The 17,335-nt window shown below is 69.7% G+C and carries 19 protein-coding genes; 16 read left to right on the forward strand and 3 right to left on the reverse strand.

Annotation, left to right across the window (positions count from 1 at the left end; genetic code table 11):
* Positions 1 to 46: 46 nt before the first annotated feature.
* Genes PGB26_RS04385 through PGB26_RS04405 form a run of 5 tightly spaced genes read left to right on the forward strand, consistent with a single transcriptional unit; the run spans position 47 to position 4,903 of the window.
* Positions 47 to 463, forward strand: a complete 417-nt coding sequence (locus PGB26_RS04385; RefSeq protein WP_271639130.1) for a Fur family transcriptional regulator — start codon at positions 47 to 49, stop codon at positions 461 to 463.
* Positions 460 to 1,494, forward strand: a complete 1,035-nt coding sequence (locus tag PGB26_RS04390) for a permease (RefSeq protein WP_442923006.1) — start codon at positions 460 to 462, stop codon at positions 1,492 to 1,494. Before PGB26_RS04385 ends, PGB26_RS04390 begins: the two co-directional genes overlap by 4 nt.
* The gene (locus PGB26_RS04395; protein WP_271639131.1) at positions 1,487 to 2,341 is read left to right on the forward strand and encodes a TIGR03943 family putative permease subunit; all 855 of its coding nucleotides are present in this window, start codon (positions 1,487 to 1,489) and stop codon (positions 2,339 to 2,341) included. Before PGB26_RS04390 ends, PGB26_RS04395 begins: the two co-directional genes overlap by 8 nt.
* Positions 2,331 to 4,235 (forward strand): hypothetical protein, encoded by a 1,905-nt coding sequence (locus tag PGB26_RS04400; RefSeq protein ID WP_271639132.1) that lies wholly within the window; start codon positions 2,331 to 2,333, stop codon positions 4,233 to 4,235. The genes PGB26_RS04395 and PGB26_RS04400 overlap by 11 nt, the downstream gene beginning before the upstream one ends.
* Positions 4,232 to 4,903: a DNA-3-methyladenine glycosylase gene (locus PGB26_RS04405; RefSeq protein WP_271639133.1), complete on the forward strand. Its 672-nt coding sequence runs from the start codon at positions 4,232 to 4,234 to the stop codon at positions 4,901 to 4,903. Before PGB26_RS04400 ends, PGB26_RS04405 begins: the two co-directional genes overlap by 4 nt.
* 63 nt (positions 4,904 to 4,966) lie before the next feature.
* Here PGB26_RS04405 and PGB26_RS04410 read toward each other — a convergent pair whose 3' ends face one another.
* On the reverse strand, positions 4,967 to 5,941 hold the full coding sequence (locus PGB26_RS04410) for a LacI family DNA-binding transcriptional regulator (RefSeq protein ID WP_271639134.1): 975 nt from the start codon (positions 5,939 to 5,941) through the stop codon (positions 4,967 to 4,969).
* A 16-nt stretch (positions 5,942 to 5,957) separates the two neighbouring features.
* The gene (locus PGB26_RS04415) at positions 5,958 to 7,166 is read right to left on the reverse strand and encodes a Gfo/Idh/MocA family protein (protein ID WP_271639135.1); all 1,209 of its coding nucleotides are present in this window, start codon (positions 7,164 to 7,166) and stop codon (positions 5,958 to 5,960) included.
* On the opposite strand from PGB26_RS04415, the gene PGB26_RS13875 reads away from it, so the two are divergent.
* The 6 genes from PGB26_RS13875 (at position 7,153) to PGB26_RS04440 (ending at position 10,901) form a co-directional block, all read left to right on the forward strand.
* On the forward strand, positions 7,153 to 7,269 hold the full coding sequence (locus tag PGB26_RS13875) for a hypothetical protein (protein ID WP_413634900.1): 117 nt from the start codon (positions 7,153 to 7,155) through the stop codon (positions 7,267 to 7,269). The two genes, PGB26_RS04415 and PGB26_RS13875, sit on opposite strands and share 14 nt — an antisense overlap.
* Positions 7,270 to 7,527: 258 nt before the next feature.
* The gene (rpmB, locus tag PGB26_RS04420; RefSeq protein ID WP_071645079.1) at positions 7,528 to 7,764 is read left to right on the forward strand and encodes a 50S ribosomal protein L28; all 237 of its coding nucleotides are present in this window, start codon (positions 7,528 to 7,530) and stop codon (positions 7,762 to 7,764) included.
* Positions 7,764 to 7,934, forward strand: coding sequence for a 50S ribosomal protein L33 (gene rpmG, locus PGB26_RS04425; RefSeq protein WP_045250846.1), 171 nt, complete (start codon positions 7,764 to 7,766; stop codon positions 7,932 to 7,934). The genes rpmB and rpmG overlap by 1 nt, the downstream gene beginning before the upstream one ends.
* A 2-nt stretch (positions 7,935 to 7,936) precedes the next feature.
* Entirely contained in the window at positions 7,937 to 8,242 is a 306-nt protein-coding gene (gene rpsN, locus PGB26_RS04430) for a 30S ribosomal protein S14 (RefSeq protein ID WP_099195867.1), read from the forward strand.
* A 302-nt stretch (positions 8,243 to 8,544) separates the two neighbouring features.
* Positions 8,545 to 8,832 carry an HU family DNA-binding protein gene (locus PGB26_RS04435; RefSeq protein WP_071645077.1) on the forward strand — a complete coding sequence of 96 codons (288 nt, stop codon included), beginning with the start codon at positions 8,545 to 8,547 and terminating at the stop codon, positions 8,830 to 8,832.
* 71 nt (positions 8,833 to 8,903) lie between these two features.
* Positions 8,904 to 10,901 (forward strand): cytochrome c oxidase assembly protein, encoded by a 1,998-nt coding sequence (locus PGB26_RS04440; RefSeq protein WP_271639136.1) that lies wholly within the window; start codon positions 8,904 to 8,906, stop codon positions 10,899 to 10,901.
* 4 nt (positions 10,902 to 10,905) lie between these two features.
* Here the strand turns inward: PGB26_RS04440 and PGB26_RS04445 are convergent, their stop codons facing one another.
* Positions 10,906 to 12,006 carry a hypothetical protein gene (locus PGB26_RS04445; RefSeq protein WP_271639137.1) on the reverse strand — a complete coding sequence of 367 codons (1,101 nt, stop codon included), beginning with the start codon at positions 12,004 to 12,006 and terminating at the stop codon, positions 10,906 to 10,908.
* Between the two features lie 69 nt (positions 12,007 to 12,075).
* Here PGB26_RS04445 and PGB26_RS04450 point away from each other — a divergent pair, with 69 nt between their 5' ends.
* From PGB26_RS04450 to corA, 5 genes are all read left to right on the forward strand, one after another.
* Positions 12,076 to 13,494, forward strand: a complete 1,419-nt coding sequence (locus tag PGB26_RS04450) for an ATP-dependent DNA helicase (RefSeq protein ID WP_271639138.1) — start codon at positions 12,076 to 12,078, stop codon at positions 13,492 to 13,494.
* A 59-nt stretch (positions 13,495 to 13,553) separates the two neighbouring features.
* Positions 13,554 to 14,840 (forward strand): serine hydrolase domain-containing protein, encoded by a 1,287-nt coding sequence (locus PGB26_RS04455; protein WP_271639139.1) that lies wholly within the window; start codon positions 13,554 to 13,556, stop codon positions 14,838 to 14,840.
* A gap of 122 nt (positions 14,841 to 14,962) precedes the next feature.
* Positions 14,963 to 15,550, forward strand: a complete 588-nt coding sequence (locus PGB26_RS04460) for a hypothetical protein (protein ID WP_271639140.1) — start codon at positions 14,963 to 14,965, stop codon at positions 15,548 to 15,550.
* A gap of 86 nt (positions 15,551 to 15,636) precedes the next feature.
* Positions 15,637 to 16,215, forward strand: coding sequence for a copper resistance CopC family protein (locus tag PGB26_RS04465; protein WP_271639141.1), 579 nt, complete (start codon positions 15,637 to 15,639; stop codon positions 16,213 to 16,215).
* Positions 16,216 to 16,314: 99 nt separating this feature from the next.
* Positions 16,315 to 17,331, forward strand: a complete 1,017-nt coding sequence (gene corA, locus PGB26_RS04470; protein ID WP_271639142.1) for a magnesium/cobalt transporter CorA — start codon at positions 16,315 to 16,317, stop codon at positions 17,329 to 17,331.
* Positions 17,332 to 17,335: the final 4 nt, after the last annotated feature.

Here is a 17,335-nt window from a genome sequence, read left to right on the forward strand (position 1 = left end):
TGTGCGCGCTGACCGTCCGCACAGGCTCCCGGCCTAGACTCGAGGCATGGCTCAGCGGAACACCTGGCAGCGCGAACGCGTGCGCGATGCGCTCGCCGACGCGCGCGGCTTCGTGAGCGCGCAGTCGCTGCACGCCGAGCTGCGCCTGGCGAACACCGGAATCGGTCTCGCCACGGTGTACCGCGCGCTGGCCGGCCTCGCCGCCTCGGGTGAGGCGGACTCGCTGCAGAGCCCCGAGGGTGAGGCGCTGTACCGGGCCTGCTCGACCGAGGGTCACCACCACCACCTCATCTGCCGATCGTGCGGTCTGACGGTCGAGATCGAGGCGAAGGATGTCGAGCAGTGGGCTCAGCGCACGGCATCCCTGCACGGGTTCCGCGACGCCGAGCACGTCGTCGACATCTTCGGTCTCTGCGCCGGCTGCGCCAACAGGCAGAACGCCGCTTCCGAGGCAGCGCAGTGACATCCACCGCCCCGCCGACGGTGCCGCACGCGCACCGGCAGCAGCCTTCCCGGGTGCCGACGGGCAGGGCCGTCGCGGTCGGCGCGGGTATCGTCGCCGTGCTGGTGCTCATCGACCTGTTCGCACCCGCGCTCTTCCCCGAGACGCTGCCCGCCCGTGCTCAGGACGGCCTGACCCTCGCGCTCAGCGTGCTGATCGAGGCGCTGCCCTGGGTGATCCTCGGCGTCGTGCTGTCGATCGTCGTGCAGGTCTGGCTGCCGTCAGACGCCGTGCAGCGCTGGCTGCCGCGCAACCCGTGGGCGCGGCGGGGCGTACTGTCGCTGCTGGGCATGTTCATCCCGGTCTGCGAGTGCGGCAACGTGCCCTTCGCCCGAGGGCTGATGATGCGCGGCCTCGCGCCGGCCGAGGCGATGACCTTCCTCATCGCCGCTCCCATCGTGAACCCCATCGTGATCCTCACCACCCACGCCGCGTTCGGCTGGGACGGCGGGATCCTCGTCGCGCGTCTGCTCGGCGGCTTCGTCATCGCGAACCTCATCGGATGGATCTTCAGCCTGCGCCGCGATCAGCAGGCGCTGCTCACCGAGCGATTCGTCGACACCTGCGCGCACGTGGCGCACGAACCGGGCAGTCCCGCACGCCGCAGCCTCGTGCAGTTCCTCATCGAGCTGCGTGCCGTGATGCCGGCTCTCGTCATCGGCTCCGCTCTCGCCGGGGCCGTGCAGGTGCTCGTGCCGCGAGACGTGCTGCTGGCGATCGGGTCGAATCCCGTGCTGTCGATCCTCGCCATGGTCGCGCTCGCGATGACCGTCGCGATCTGCTCGAACGTCGACGCCTTCTTCGCCCTGTCGTTCGCCTCGACCTTCTCGTCGGGTGCGATCATCGCGTTCCTCATCGTCGGACCGCTGGTCGATGTGAAGATGCTCGCGCTGCTGCGCACCACCTTCACCGCCCGCGTACTGACCGCCGTCGTCGGCGTGGTCGTGCTGTCGGCCTGCGTGATCGGGATCGGGGTGAACGTCTTTGGCTGAGAGCGCGAACGCCCGACGCGACCTCTGGCGCGCCGTGGCGACCCGCTGGCTCGGGGTGGGCCTCGCCGTAGTCATCTCGGTGGTCACGCTGGTGCTGGCACTGACCGGTCGCCTCACCCTGTACATCAGCCCCGAAACGGTCTGGTTCGCTGCGGCGGCGGCCGTGGTCACGCTCGTCCTCGCCGTCTGGTCATGCACCCTCCCGCTCGGCGCGGAGGGCGAGCACGACCACGCGCACACCGCGCCGGATGACCACGCGCACACCGCGCCGGATGCCGACGCGCACACTGCGCCGGATGCCGACGCGCACACTGCGCCGGATGCCCGGGGGGATCGTCGACGCCGGATGCAGACCGTCGCCGCCGTGAGCGGCGGGGTGATCGGCTCTGCTGTCGTGCTCGCAGGGCTCGTGCTGCCGCCGGCATCGCTCTCGGCGCAGCTCGCGCTGTCGCGTGCCGGGGAGTCGCCCACGCTGTTCGCCGGCGCCGACGACGTCGCGCTCGGCGTCGCCGACACCACGAGCTTCGGGGTCGGCGACTGGTCGATCGCGTTCGCCAACTCCACCCGGCCCGAGAAGTACGACGGTGCGGCGGTCACCCTCACCGGATTCGTCACCCCCGCCGAGGACGGCGACGTGAACCTCACCCGCATGGTGATCTCGCACTGCGTGATCGATGCGCAGCCGGCATCCGTCCCCGTGAGCGGCGGCGGGCTCGACGGCGATTACGAGACCGGACAGTGGGTCGAGGTCACCGGCACCGTCCGCGCCGGAGCCGACGGCGAGCTGAGCATCGAGTCGGCGACGGTGAAGCGGATCGACGAGCCGAAGGACCCGTATGAGTACTGACGGCCCGAAAGACGGCGGCACCGGCGAGCAGCCGCTCACCCGCGCGCAGCTGCGCGCTCTGCGCGCTGCGGAAACCCGCGACGAACACGCGGCGTCGCCCGGGGCATCCGCCGCGGCGCCGGATCCCGCGGTGCTCCCCACGCCGCAGCCCGGCCACGCCCCCGACGCCGCCGCCCCCGACCCCAACGCACCCGACGCCTCCCCACCCGCCGCCGCAGCCTCCTCCGCATCCGATCCCGGCGCACCCGCCGCCGACGCCCCACCCGCCGCCGACGCCCCACCCGCCGCCGCAGCCTCCTCCGCATCCGATGTCCCTCAGGCACCCGGCGCCCCTCCCACCGTTGACGAAACGGGGGCCGACACTCCAGATGTCGGACCGATTGCGGGGAACCGTCCGACATCTGGCGTGTCGGCCCCCGAAGTGCAACCGCAACGGCACCCGCACCCGCACCCGCACCCGCAACCGCACCCGCAACCGCACCCGGACCCGCACCCGGAGCCGCAACCGCACCAGGGCCCCGCACGCCGCGACCGCCGGTTCACACTCACGCTGCTGTCCGTCCTCGGTGTCCTGACGCTGGTTGCCGGCGTGCTCGCGGTGGTCAGTCTCGTGCAGGGCCCGCGCCTCAGTCAGGTGCAGGTCGACCCGGCGCAGGCGATCGAGGCATCCGGCAGCCGGCTCATCCTCACCGCCAACCAGGGCCTCGACGAGATCGATCCCGCCCAGGTCACCGTCGAGCCCGTCGTACCGTTCACGGTCGATGCGGGCGGGCGCAGCGTCGGCATCCGGTTCACCGTCCCGCTGCACGACGACACGACCTACCGGGTCTCCGTCGCCGGGGTCACCGCCGCCGGCGGGGGCACCGCAGCCGACCTCGAGACGAGCTTCCGCACGCCTGCCTCGAGCATCATGCTGCTGCAGCGCTCGACCGACGGCGTCGACAAGATCTTCCTCTCCGACCTGAGCGGTGAGAAGGCGGCGCCGGTCTTCGAGCATCCGCGCATCAGCGATTACCGCGCCACGACCGATGTGCTGGTCGTCGCCGTCGAGGAGGATGACGGGTCGCGGCTGCTCGTGATGAACCGCGACGGCTCCGACCAGCGCGAGCTCGAGCTGCCGGGCGAGGGGTACGTCTCATCGGTGCAGGTCTCCGACCGCGCCGGCCTGGTCGGCTACAGCTACTCCGACCGCGATCTCACCGAGACGACCGGTCGCGCCAGTGTGCTCGTGACCCAGTCGCTGAGCGGCGGGGACGAGCCGCGCATCGTGCGGATCGACGACAAGGAGGCGAACGTCGCCGAATGGCGCTTCGTGCCCGATTCGTCAGCGCTGCTGTTCATCGACTTCGACGGATCGCTGACCGTCGAGGACCCGACGGGTGACGCAGGCGCGCAGCCCATGGGCACTGCGGCGAGCATTCTCGGCGTGAACCGAGGCACCTACACGGCGCTCATCGAGCGCTCCGACGGCAGCTTCGTCGTGCTCGACCTCACCGACGGCACCGAGCAGCCGCTGCCCGCCTCCGATCCCTACTACGGCGACGCGGTGGGCATCGAGGCGTTCCCCGGCGGAACCCTGCGTCACGTGGTGCAGCGCGACGAGCTCGGCATGCCGACCGGCCAGGCGGTCGTGCGGGTCGATGACCAGGGCGCCGCGACCATGATCGCCGAGGTGAGCGGCGAGGACTCGATCCTGCAGACCTGCGTCTCGCCCAGCGGCCAGTACGCCGCCGTCACGATCGCCCCCGACCTCGCCACCAACGAGTACGACGACCTGCTGCTGCCGCTTCCTGTGACCCTGCACACCAGCCTGATCGATCTCGTCGGCGATCGCGAGCTGCCGACCCTGAGTGGCTTCGACATCTCCTGGTGCCGCACAGCCCCGCTGCCATGACGATCGACCGTCGAGATCTGCTCGGACTGCCGGTCGAGGTCGCTCCGCGCCTGCTCGGAGCCCAGCTGCGCACGGTCGTCGACGGCGTCGAGACAGCTCTGCGCATCACCGAGGTCGAGGCGTACCACGGACGCGGCACCGGAGACGTGCCCGACCCCGGCTCGCACGCGCGCATGGGGCCGACCGCACGCAACGCCACGATGTGGGGCCGGCCGGGGCACCTCTACGTGTACCTGAGCCACGGCATCCACTCGTGCATCAACGTCGTCTGCGGGCCGGAGGGAACGGCGGGAGGAGTGCTGCTTCGCGCAGGTGAGGTGGTCGACGGAGCGGATGCCGCGGCGCACCGTCGCGGGGTCTCGCCGCCGCTCTCGCGCATCGCGCTGCGCGACCTCGCGCGCGGGCCGGGGCGGCTCGGGCAGGCGCTCGGCCTGCGGCACGCGCTGCACGACGGGATCGACTTCGTCACGAGCGAGGAGCAGAACGGAGCGATCGCGCAGCTGAGCTGGGGTGAGCCGGTGGCGGATGTCTCGGCCGGGCCACGCGTGGGTGTCGCCGGTCTCGCCGGCACCATGGCGTTCCCCTGGCGGTTCTGGATCACCGGCGACCCGACCGTGTCGCCGTTCCGCTGGGGGCGCGGCGCTCGGGAAGCCGCCAAGCAGGGCTGAACGCCGGGTCGTCACGCGAGCGCGGCGGTCACGGCTGACGTCTGCGCAGGATCGCGGGTCTGGTCAGGCGACGGTGCACCCGCACGACTCGCGCACCCGCAGCTCGGTGGTGAACTCGTGGTGGCGGCGCTGGTTTCCTGACTTGAGCAGGATGTTCACCGCCGCATGCGCCATCTCCTCCAGCGGCTGCACCGCGGTCGTGAGGCGCGGCCACACGAAGTCGGCGGCGACCGTGCCGTCGAACGACACGATGGCGATGTCGTGCGGCACTCGCACGCCGTGCTGGCCGAAGGCGGCGAGCATGCCGATCGCGATCTGGTCGGATGCCGCGAGCACCGCCCGTGGCCGGTGAGGAGCCCTGATCAGCTGAATCGCCGCGTCGTAGCCGCCCTGGTGGGTGAACGGCACGTGCACGAGTGGCCCGAGCGGCAGGCCGGCGGCGCTCAGCGCATCGCGCCAGCCTCGTTCGCGCTCGTCGTATCGCGCAGCGCTTCCCACGAACGCGATGTCGCGGTAGCCGTGTCCGATGAGGTGCGCGGTCGCGGCGCGCGCGCCGACGGCGAAGTCGACGCCGACGCTGTGCAGGCCGTCCGTCTCGCCGAACTGGCCGATCACCACGGTGGGGATGCCGAGGGCTTCGACCAGCGACTGCTCGCGCGCGGTCAGCACGTCGGCGATGATCAGGCCACCGATCTGGCGTGAGACGAGATCGCGGATCTGCTCCGAGGTGGGCACCTGCTCGCGGTCGGAGTTCACGATCAGGAGCGATCGCCCGTTGTCGGCGCTGGCCTGATCGAGGGCATGGCAGAGCTCGGCGAAGAACGGGCTGCGATTGTCGTGCACGAGCAGGCCGAACATATCAGCCGAACCCATCGACAGCGCTCGAGCGGCGGCATTGGGCCGATAGCCCAGCACCCGCACCGCATCGAGCACCCGTTCCCGGGTGAGGGGCGCCACGGCCTTCGGCCCATCGTTGAGCACGTAGCTGACGACGGCCGTGCTGACGCCGGCATAACGGGCGACGTCGGCCCGGGTCACAGACCGCGGTCGGCGGTCAGCGTGCATTCGGTTGTCCCATATCGGGAATCATAAGCCGCTCGCCGCCCCGACGTGCGGACTCGTGCGCCATCACGCCCGGAAGCGTGAAGCGCGCCGCCTGCCACGCGTTCACCGGCGGCAGCGTCTGATGGGTCACCGCGCGCACGAAGTCGTCGACGAGGAAGTGGTGGCTGCCCTCGTGACCGTTGGGCAGCTTCTGCAGCTCAGCGGGGATGCGGGCGCGCTCCTGCTCGTGGATGGCCGCGTACCCCGAGACGAAGGCCTCGCGCAGCGCCGGCGCGATGCCCGACAGCGCGGGGTCGTCGATGGATGCCGAGGCGTCGGTGTCGATGAGATGCGAGATGTCTTCGATGCCCTGGCGGGTCTGCCACACCGTCGTGCGGGCCAGCTGCTCGAACGACCCCTCGGTCCCGAACCAGCGGAAGCGCGATTCGCGCAGATGCGTGGGGTAGCCCACGCGGCGGAACTCGTTGATCCGCATCGAGCCGCCGCCTGCGACCTCGAACAGGGCGGTGGCGTTGGAGAAGTCGTTGTCGAACTGACTGACCTCGCGCTCGAAGACCCCGTCACCGCGCCGGTCGGTCACCCCGATCGCCGAGACCGCGACGGCGTGGGTGGGCCACGCGCCCAGCACGCCCCCGATCGAATGCGTCGGGTACAGCAGAGGCGGATAGCTCGCCGTGCTCTTCCAGCCCTCGCCGCCGGAGTACTGGTACGCCTCGTAGAAGCCCAGATCCATGTCGTGGATGTAGTCGCCCTCGCCGTAGAAGAGCTGCCCGAATTCGCCGGAGGCGAGCTTCTGCCTGGCGTAGACCGTGGCCGGGTTGTAGAAGCTCGTCTCGCCCATCATGTAGGTGAGGCCCGTCTCGCGGACGGCGTCGATGATCGCGCCGATCTCGTCGACGGTGATAGCCATGGGCACGGCCGAGTAGACGTGCTTGCCGGCGCGCAGCGCCGCGACGACGAGCGGTCCGTGCATCCACCGCTGCGTGAAGATCGCGATCGAGTCGATCGCGGGCGACGCGATCATGTCCTCGAAGCTCTCGAAGGTGCCGGCGAGGCCGGCGGATGCCACCAGCTCGGTCGCACGGGCCGGCACGACGTCTGTGACGTGGACGGCCGAGATCCCGGGATGGTGGTGGAAGAGGGTGGCGAACTGACCTGCGAACTGGCCCGCGCCGACGAGCCCCATGCTGAACGCCATGTGCCGCAGTCTTCCATCCGTCGTCAACGGGTGTCAACAAAGGGAAGGGGCCTCGGAACCGTGCCCCTCAGAACGGTTCCGAGACCCCTCGGTTCCCCAGTGATCTACGCGGGTAGAGTAGCACGATATGGGAGTCTGCGCACTACTTCACTTCGGAGATCGCGGCGCGGAACGGCTCGGCGCCTCGTCCGTGCTAGACTGACTCCTTGTCTGTGCACACTCCTGTGCGCAGTTCGTATCCCATTTCCCTCTTCTCGGTCTCGAGCCCTGTCATGGGGCCGGCGCCGTGCCTGCGGGTGGGATGCAGACAAGGGATCTTGGGTGAGGCCGTCCGGCCTCACGGTAATGAAGGAGTCACAACATGGCAGCAGTGTGCCAGGTGACCGGTGCTGTTCCCGGCTTCGGTCACAACATCTCGCACTCGCACCGCCGGACGAAGCGTCGCTTCGACCCGAACGTGCAGAAGAAGACCTACTACGTGCCGTCGCTCGGTCGTAAGGTCACCCTGAACGTGTCCGCCAAGGGCATCAAGGTGATCGACGCTCGCGGTATCGAGAAGGTCGTCGCGGACCTCAAGGCGAAGGGTGTGAAGCTCTAATGGCCAAGAAGGCTCAGGACATCCGTCCGATCATCAAGCTGCGCTCGACGGCGGGCACCGGTTACACCTACGTGACCAAGAAGAACCGCCGCAACACCCCGGACCGTCTCGTGCTGAAGAAGTACGACCCGGTCGTTCGCAAGCACGTCGAATTCCGCGAGGAGCGTTAATCATGGCGAAGAAGAGCAAGATCGCTCGCAACGAGCAGCGCAAGGTCATCGTCGAGCGCTACGCCGAGCGTCGCGCCGAGCTGAAGAAGACCCTGGTCGACCCGAACGCCACCGACGAGGCCCGCGAGGCCGCACGCGTCGGCCTGCAGAAGCTGCCGCGCAACGCGTCGCCGATCCGCGTCCGCTCGCGCGACGCCATCGACGGCCGCCCCCGTGGCGTGCTCACGAAGTTCGGCATCTCGCGTGTCCGCTTCCGTGACATGGCTCACCGCGGCGAGCTGCCCGGCATCACCAAGTCGAGCTGGTAAGCATCCCCTGAGCTCGTCGAAGGGTTGTGAGGGGCGAGGATCTTCGGATCCTCGCCCCTTTCGCATCCTCGCCCCGCGCGCATCACGTGCATGTCGAGTCCTCCCGAGACGCCGCCGCAGGGCCGAATCTGTGACTGAAGTGACCAAAGTGACCGAACTCGCCGGGAAATCGCGCCAAAACCCGCGAAATGACGCGGAATGCCGTGCGCTGGTTGGTACATTCGAGGCGGTCGAACGACCGACGGGGGTCTCTCCCTCGAAATCAACACGATGCGACGGACCTTCGTCGCTGGAGGAGTGACATGGCTGACAAGTCCATCACCAAGACCGAGCTCGTCGCGAGCATCGCTTCCGCCACCGGCGAGAGCCAGGCCACCGTCTCGCGCGTGCTCGACTCGCTGTTCACCACCGTCTCGGACGCCGTTGCCAAGGGCAGCAAGGTCTCGATCCCGGGCTGGATCGCGTTCGAGCAGGTCGACACCGCCGCTCGCACCGGCCGCAACCCGCAGACCGGCGCCGAGATCAAGATCCCGGCCGGCAAGCGCGTCAAGGTCACCGCTGGCTCCAAGCTGAAGGCAGCCGTCAAGTAAGACCGCTCGCCGTACGTGAAGGCCGTCCCTCCGGGGGCGGCCTTCCGTCGTATCGGCCGTAGGCTGGAAGGGTGAACCCGTACCGTCTCGCTGGCCTGGCGATCATCGTCGTCAGCGGGGCCGCCGGCCTCATCGCCGCCCTGCTCGTCGGCGGCGGCGCGGTGCCTCCGAAGCTGCTCGATCCGGGGCCCATCGTCATGTGGGGCCTGCCGGCCGTGAAGCTCGTCGCCAACCTCGGCGCCGCAGCGATGCTGGGCTCACTCGTGCTCGCGCTGTTCGGCCTGCGCGCGGGCACCCGTCCGTTCGAGCTCGCGATCGACACGGCATCCGTGGGAGCTGCCGTTTTCACGATCGGGTCGGGGGTCACCGCCTTCCTCACGTTCATGGCGGCATTCAACCCGAAGCTCACCGCCGATCGCGGCTTCGGCGAGCAGTTCGGCCGCTATCTGCTCGAGCTGCCCCTCGGGCAGGCCTGGCTGATCACCACGCTGATGGGCGCCGTGATCACCCTGCTGCTGTTCGGATGGCGCAGCTGGACCGGCACGATGCTCACGGCGGTGCTCGCCGCCGCATCGTTCCTGCCCATGGCCACGCAGGGTCACTCGGGTGACGTCGCCGGTCACACCGTCGCCGTGAACGCGATCCTGCTGCACACGATCGGCGCGGCGGTGTGGGTGGGCGGTCTGCTGCTGCTCGTGATCCTCCGGCAGGTCGACAGTGCCCCTCAGTCGAAGACGCCGAAGACGGATGCCCGGATCGACCTCCCCGTGCTCGTCGCGCGCTACTCGTCTCTCGCGCTCGCGGCGTTCGCTGTCGTGGCGTTCTCGGGCGTCGCGCGCACGGTCGTCGCGCTGGGGGAGTGGAGCGAGCTGCTCTCGCCGTACGGCCTGATCGTCATCGCCAAGGCGGTCGCCCTCGTCGGCCTCGGCCTGTTCGGCGCCTGGTACCGCCGCCGGCTCATCCCGAATCTCGCCGGCACGCGCCAGAAGCGCGCATTCTGGTCGCTGATCCTCGGCGAGCTCGCGCTGATGGGCATCGCCTCAGGTGCCGCCGCCGCCCTCGCCCGCACGCCTCCGCCGCTCGGCGAGCAGGCCCCGGCGTTGCAGACGCCGGCGCAGCGGCTCACCCGGGAGCCGCTGCCGCCCGAGCTGACCCTCGATCGCTGGTTCACCTCGTTCGACCTCGACGTGCTGTGGATCGCCGCCGTCGGCTTCGGAGTCTTCCTCTACATCGTCGGGATCGTCCGGCTGCGCCGCCGGGGGGATGCCTGGCCGGTGCACCGCACGATCTTCTGGATGCTCGGCCTGTCGCTGCTGCTGTGGGTGACGAGCGGTCCGATCAACGCGTACCAGGACTACCTGTTCAGCGTGCACATGGCGGGGCACATGCTGCTCAGCATGGCGATCCCGGTGCTGCTCGTCGCTGGCGCCCCGATCACACTGGCGCTGCGCAGCATCCACAAGCGCGACGACGGCACCCGCGGCGGTCGGGAGTGGATCCTCTGGGCGGTGCATTCGCCGTACTCGCGGTTCATCACGCATCCCTTCGTCGCCGCCGGGATCTTCGCCGTGTCGCTGTGGGCGTTCTACTTCACCGACCTCGTGCGCTGGGCGATGTACGACCACCTCGGTCACGAGTGGATGATCATCCACTTCCTCATCTCGGGCTACCTCTTCGCGATGACCCTGATCGGCGTGGATCCGATCCCGTACCGACTGCCGTACGCGGGCCGGCTCATCACCCTGATCGCGGTGATGGCGACGCACGCGTTCTTCGGCATGGCGATCATGATGCAGTCGGGACTGTTCGTCGCCGAGTGGTTCGGAGCGATGGGTCGCACCTGGGGGCCGACGCCGATGGAGGATCAGTACATCGGCGGTGGCATCGCGTGGTCGGTCGGTGAGATCCCCACGCTGATCCTGGCGGTGACGGTCGCGATCCAGTGGTCGAGATCTGATGTCAGGCTGCAGCGTCGCCGTGACCGGCACGCCGACCGCACCGGGGACGCTGAGCTGGAGGAGTACAACGCGCGGCTCGCGCGCATGGCCGAGCGCGACAGCGTGCGCTGAGCGATCAGTCCTCGAGCGTCGGCTGACCGCCGTTCGGCGACCCGACCCGGATCGACACCGATCCGTCGGGCAGCACCGTCGCGGTGCCGTTGACCTGGAAGGGAACATCCTGCGACACCTTGCGCACGGTGCCGTCGAACAGCGACTGGATCCTCACCTCGATGTGCGCCATCGCGTCGGTGGGCGGCAGAGCCCAGGCGCCGCCGTCGGGCACGAGGCTGACCACGGGCTGCGTGGTGATCGACCACTTCGGCACGGTGTCCGGCGCCAGCCGGTTGTGCAGCTGCAGACCGAACGGGCACCGGGTGGGCTGCAGCACCTCCTGCGTGGCGCATTCGGTGAGGAACTGCTCGACCTGCTGCTGCACCACCTCGACGAACTTCTCGGTCGGCTGAGCCTGGACGTCGATGGGCGTGCGGGCCAGCGCCTTGTCGGCGAGCACGCTCACACCCGGCGTCGACGAGATCGCCGTGTCGACGGTCACCGAGTACCTGCCCGGCGTGAACACGAGCAGGTGGAGCGGGTCGAGGGGAGCGGCCTCGGCGCCGTCCACCGAGACCTGCCGCCGGTCGATCGCGAAGCCGTTGACGGCGAAGACATCGGCTCCGCGCACGGTGAGCTCGATCTCGGCCAGCGGGCTGGTGGTGAATCGCCAGTTCGGGGTGACGCCGACCCAGCCGTCCTGCGCGACGGTGAAAGCCGAGGTGCCGCTGACCCCGCCGGCACGATAGTCGACGACGATCTCGTGCACGCCGTCCTTCGAGCCCTTCTCGGTGACCGTCACGTCGGTGAGCGGGGCGAGAGCCGCTCGGCGCAGCAGAGCCTCGGAGGCGGATGGGTCGATGCCGGCCTCCTGCAGCACAGCGAGGTCGAGCGAGACGCCGGGCACCCGCAGCGCCTCGACGGCGCGCCCGCTCGAGAGCAGATCCATGTACCGCTGCACGAAGGCGGAGGGGCTGTAGAACGACTGGTACAGCGACATGCCGCCGGCAGCGATCGCGGCGAACAGCAGCACGCCGATGACGGCGAGCAGGGTGAGATCGGATCGCAGGCGGGAACGCGCGCGCGGGCGCGCTCGCCCCGGTGACACCCGCCCCTGCATCATGGCGCAAGTCTAGGCAGTCGGCCCTGGGACCATGCCGTACGAAGCCGTGGTGGACCTAACATAGGGGGCGTGTCCGTCGCCCTCTCCGAAGAACAGCACGCGCTGTTCCGACTCATCGAGGACACCGACGAGCACGTCTTCGTGACGGGCCGCGCGGGCACGGGCAAGTCGACGCTGCTGCAGCACTTCGCGTGGAACACCAAGAAGCAGATCGCGATCTGCGCGCCGACCGGAGTCGCGGCACTGAATGTCGAGGGGCAGACGATCCACTCGCTGTTCCGCCTGCCGATCGGACTCATCGCCGAGAGCGAGATCGAGCAGTCCGACGCGACCCGGCGCCTGCTCAATGCCATCGAGACACTCGTCATCGATGAGATCTCGATGGTCAATGCCGACCTGATGGATGCCATCGACCGGTCTCTGCGGCAGGCGCGCGGCAAGCGCGGAATCCCGTTCGGAGGAGTGCAGATCGTCATGTTCGGCGATCCCTACCAGCTCGCGCCGGTGCCGCCCCGCGGCGACGAGCTGCGCTACATCCAGGATCACTACCGCTCGTTCTGGTTCTTCGATGCGAAGGTGTGGACCGGCGGACGGGACGACGGCGGCGGCATGCTCGACATCGGCACCTATGGGGCGAAGCTGCACGTGCACGAGCTGGTGCACATCCACCGTCAGTCCGACGACGGCTTCAAGGCGATGCTGAACGCCGTGCGCTACGGACGCGTCACCGCCGACATCGCCGGCGTGCTCAACGAGAAGGGCGCGCGAACCCCGCCCGAGCCCGAGCCGGGCGAAGTGCCCATTATCACGCTCGCGACGCGCAACGACATCGTGAACAGCATCAACCGGCGTCATCTCGCGGCGCTCCCCGGCCGCGAGCAGACCGCGCACGCCGAGGTCTCGGGCGACTTCGGGCGCGGCGAGGCGAACTATCCCGCTGACGCCGAGCTGAAGCTGAAGGTGGGCGCACAGGTGATGTTCCTGCGCAACGACGTCTCGATGCAGGGCGAGCCGCCACGGTGGGTGAACGGGTCGATCGGCACGGTGACGCGCATCCTCGGCGGCACCGTGCGGGTCGAGGTGGACGGCGACGAATTCGATGTCGAGCCGGCGGTGTGGGAGAGATTCCGCTACGCCTACAACCCGGGCACCAAGACCCTGACCCGCGAGGTCGCCGCGGAGTTCACGCAATTCCCGCTGCGTCTGGCCTGGGCAGTCACCATCCACAAGTCCCAGGGCAAGACGTATGACCGCGCGGTCGTCGATCTCGGTTCGGGCGCCTTCGCGCCAGGGCAGACGTACGTCGCACTCTCCCGACTCACCTCGCTCGAGGGGCTCTACCTCTCGCGGCCGCTGCGGCCGAGCGACATCCGCGTCGACGAGGACGTGCGCCGGTTCATGCGCGAATCGTGGGAGGCCCGTCAGGCCGAGAGAGCCGGAAGCGCCGAGACGAACCCGAAGACCGAAAAGGGCATCCGGATGCCGTGACGGGCGGCCTTTCAGTCTCGTCGCCCTAGACTCGGAGAGTCCATCCCCGGGAGTGTCCTATGCATCTTCGTTCGTCGCGCCGCGTGCGCGCTGCCGTGGGCGGCGCGCTCGCCCTGGCCCTCGCACTGACCGGCTGCACCGGGTCGGATTCCGAGTTCAGCTACACGCCCCCCGCGCAGGTCGACGCGACACTGCCCGAAGACATGACCGGACAGCTGCAGGCCGCCGTCGAGCAGGCGATCGCCGCGAGCGGTTCGTCTGGCGCGATCGTCGGAGTCTGGGTGCCGTGGAGCGGCCAGTGGGTCGCCGGCCTGGGCACGCAGGGCCCGGAGGGCGCCGAGGTGACCGCCGACATGTCGTTCCGAGTCGCCGACGTGACGCGGCTGATGACCTGCGACGTGCTCTACGGCATGGCCGACGACGGCGAGGTCGAGCTCGACGCCCCGGTGCCCAAGTACGTCTCGGGTGTCGCCGACCTCGCCGACATCACGCTGCTCGACCTCTGCAACGGCACCAGCGGCGTCGGATCGTCCGAAGCCGTGGTGAAGCCATACTGGCTGAACACCCCGGGTCGGGAATGGGCGCCCATGCAGTTGGCGAGCTTCGGGCTGGGCACCGGACGCACTCCGGCGCACACCGAGTACCGCGAGTCCGATGCCGGATACCTCATGCTGGGCATGGCTCTGGAGCGCATCTCCGGACGCAGCGCGGCAGAGCTGATCGCGAAGTACGTCACCACGCCCCTCGATCTGGCCTCCACCTCGCTTCCGTCGCGCGAGTCGGCCGAGCCCACCCCCTCGCCCGCGCTCAAGGGCACCTTCCTGCCCGCAGCCGAAGGCGGCGGCTACGACTGCGCCGCGCCCGTCGACATCACGAAGAGCTCGTCGAGCATCGGCTTCACCGACTCGGGCGTGGTGTCGACCATCACCGATCTCGGACGCTACGCACAGGCCGAGGCACGTCAGGCGCTGCGGCCGAAGAACGCAGAACCGGCGCGCTTCGGCGCTCCCCTCCCGGTCAGCGCCGATGCGCCCACCTGGTACCAGGCGACGGGCGGCGGCTACCTCGTGGGGTCGATGGTCGGACAGCACGGCTGGGTGCCCGGCTACGCGACGGCGGCGTACTCCGACCCGGCCACGGGGTTCACCGTGGCGGTCACACTCAACGGCTCGTCCGCCGGCGGATCGATGGCGGGCTACCTCGCCTGGCAGCTCGCGGCGATCGCCTCGAAGGCCCCCGCGGCCGAGGGGCAGACCGCGCCGGAGTTCGGGCTGCCCTTCACGGCTGAGCAGTACGCGCAGAGCATCGCGGATGCTGCGATCTGCGCGCCGCCCGCCGCGGAGTGAGCCGCGCCACCGTCCGAGGCGACCTGCTCGCCAGCGCCGGTGAGGTGTGGGCAGGGCGGCAGCGCCGGCCCCGCGGCATCATCGACGCCGAAATGCCATCCACTCCGTGAAAGGATCGACGGGTGCGCACGTCTGGTAGATCTCGGCTCCTCCGCGGCTTCGCGGGCGCATCGATCTCGACCTTCGTCGCCCTCGCCTCTCACGTCTGGGTCGACGGTCAGATGCCGGGGATGCTCGGCATCGGCGTACCGTGGCTGCTGTCGTTCATGGTGTGCACGCTGCTGAGCGGCATCCGGCTGTCGGCCATCCGGCTGACGTTCTCGGTGGTGGTGTCTCAGGCGCTGTTCCACGCTCTGTTCGTGCTCGGGGCGATCACACCGCGCGGGGGCATCGCGCCGCACGTGCACGGTCCGCTGATGCTCCCCGCCGGGAGCAGTGCGGTCGTTCCCGAAGACGCAGGCATGTGGCTCGCACACGGCATCGCCGCTCTGATCACCGTGGTCGCCCTGCACCGCGGTGAGCGCCTGCTCCAGGCGCTCGCGGCGGTTGCCTCCTCCGTCGCGCGGTGGCTGACGCGCATCGTCGCCGCCGCGCCGTTGCCTCCCGGCGCCCCGGCCCGGCCGCGCTGGGCAGTGCTCTCGGCGCCGCGTCGCTCCGAGCCGCGCCTGTCGACCCTTCGCCGTCGCGGCCCGCCTCTTCCCGTCATCTGATCCAGTGCGGCTCTCCAGGGCCGCGTGGGCGCGGTGCGCCCGTCCCGATGACTCGCCGCTTCGCGGCATCCAGAAAGAGGTTTCCCATGTTCCGCATCCGCACCACCATCGCAGCCGTCGCCGTGGCGACGGTCGCCGCACTCGCCGTCGCCGCGCCGGCGTCGGCTCACGACACCATCGTCTCGAGCACACCGGCAGCCGACTCGCAGCTGACCGCCGCGCCGGCCGAGGTCGTCCTCACCTTCTCGAACACCCTGCTGTCGCTCGACGAGAACAGCGGCACCGCCATGACCGTCATCGACGAATCCGGTGAGGACTGGGTCGCAGGGCCCCCCGTGGTCGCCGCCGACACCGTCACGGTTCCGCTGGCCGAGGGGATGCCGGGTGGCGCCTACACGGTGACCTGGCAGGTCGTCTCCAGCGACGGGCACCCGACGTCGGGGGAGTACGGGTTCTCGCTCACCCTCCCCGAGGCATCCGCCGCCCCGAGCGCCACCCCGAGCGAGACGGCCGCGGCAGAGCCGACCGACCCGCCCTCCGACGCGGCGCAGCCGGCGCAGCAGTCCGATGACTCGATGCCGTGGCCGCTGCTGATCGGACTCGGCGTGGTTCTGCTCGCCGCCATCGTCACGGCCATCGTGATCGCGGTGCGGCGCAAGCGCTGACACCGACTGCCGGACCGGGCCCCGTCGTGCATCGGCGGGGCCCGGTCGCGGTGATACGTTCGGCGACAGCGCCCGACCGGGGCATACAGGAGGCATGGCATGGCGATCGTCGACAACGGCATCTACGTCGGCGGCACGCGCACGGCGAACCCCGACAGCATCGACGAGACGTTCGAGCTGATGCGCGAGCGCGGCGGGATGGGCTGGATCGGCCTCTACCGACCGGACGCCGACGAGCTGCAGGTCGTCGCCGCTGAATTCCGACTGCACGAGCTCGCGGTCGAAGACGCCCTCCGCGGCCACCAGCGGCCCAAGCTCGAGCACTACGAGGACCACCTCTTCGTCGTGCTCCGTCCCGCCAGATACCTCGACGCCGAGGAGGAGGTGGAGTTCGGCGAGGTGCACGTGTTCGTCGGACGCGACTTCGTCGTCACCGTCCGGCACGCCGAGGAGCCAGACCTGGGGCATGTGCGTCGGCGCCTGGAGAACGACCCCGAGCTGCTCGCGCATGGGCCTGAGGCGGTGCTGTACGCGATCCTCGACGAGGTCGTCGACAGGTACGCGCCGGTTCTCGTCGGGCTCGAGAACGACATCGACGAGATCGAGAATCAGCTGTTCGTCGATGACGTCGACGCCACGCAGCGCATCTACGAGCTCTCCCGGGAGGTGCTCGAGTTCCAGCGCGCGGCGCAGCCGCTGACAGACATCGTCGGCGCCCTGCTGCGCGAGGGCGAGAGGCGCGGAGCGGATGCCGAGCTGCAGCGTCGCCTCCGAGACGTGCACGACCACGCGATCAGGGTCGCCGACCGGGCGGCCACGTTCCGGGCGGTGCTCGAGAACGCGCTCACCGTCGAGTCGACGATCGTGGCGCGCAGGCAGAACGAGGAGATGCGGCGGATGACCGAGGAGAGCATCCGCCAGGGCGACCAGATGAAGCGGATCTCGGCCTGGGCGGCGATCCTGTTCGCGCCGACGCTGATCGGCTCGATCTACGGCATGAACTTCCGCGACATGCCCGAACTGGACTGGGCGTACGGCTACCCGCTGTCCATCGCGGCGATGGCGGCGCTCGGCGGCGCCCTCTATCTCGCCTTCAAGCGCAAGGGCTGGCTGTAGCGTC

Origin of the sequence: Microbacterium sp. nov. GSS16, from assembly GCF_028198145.1 — a bacterium.
GTDB lineage: Bacteria > Actinomycetota > Actinomycetes > Actinomycetales > Microbacteriaceae > Microbacterium.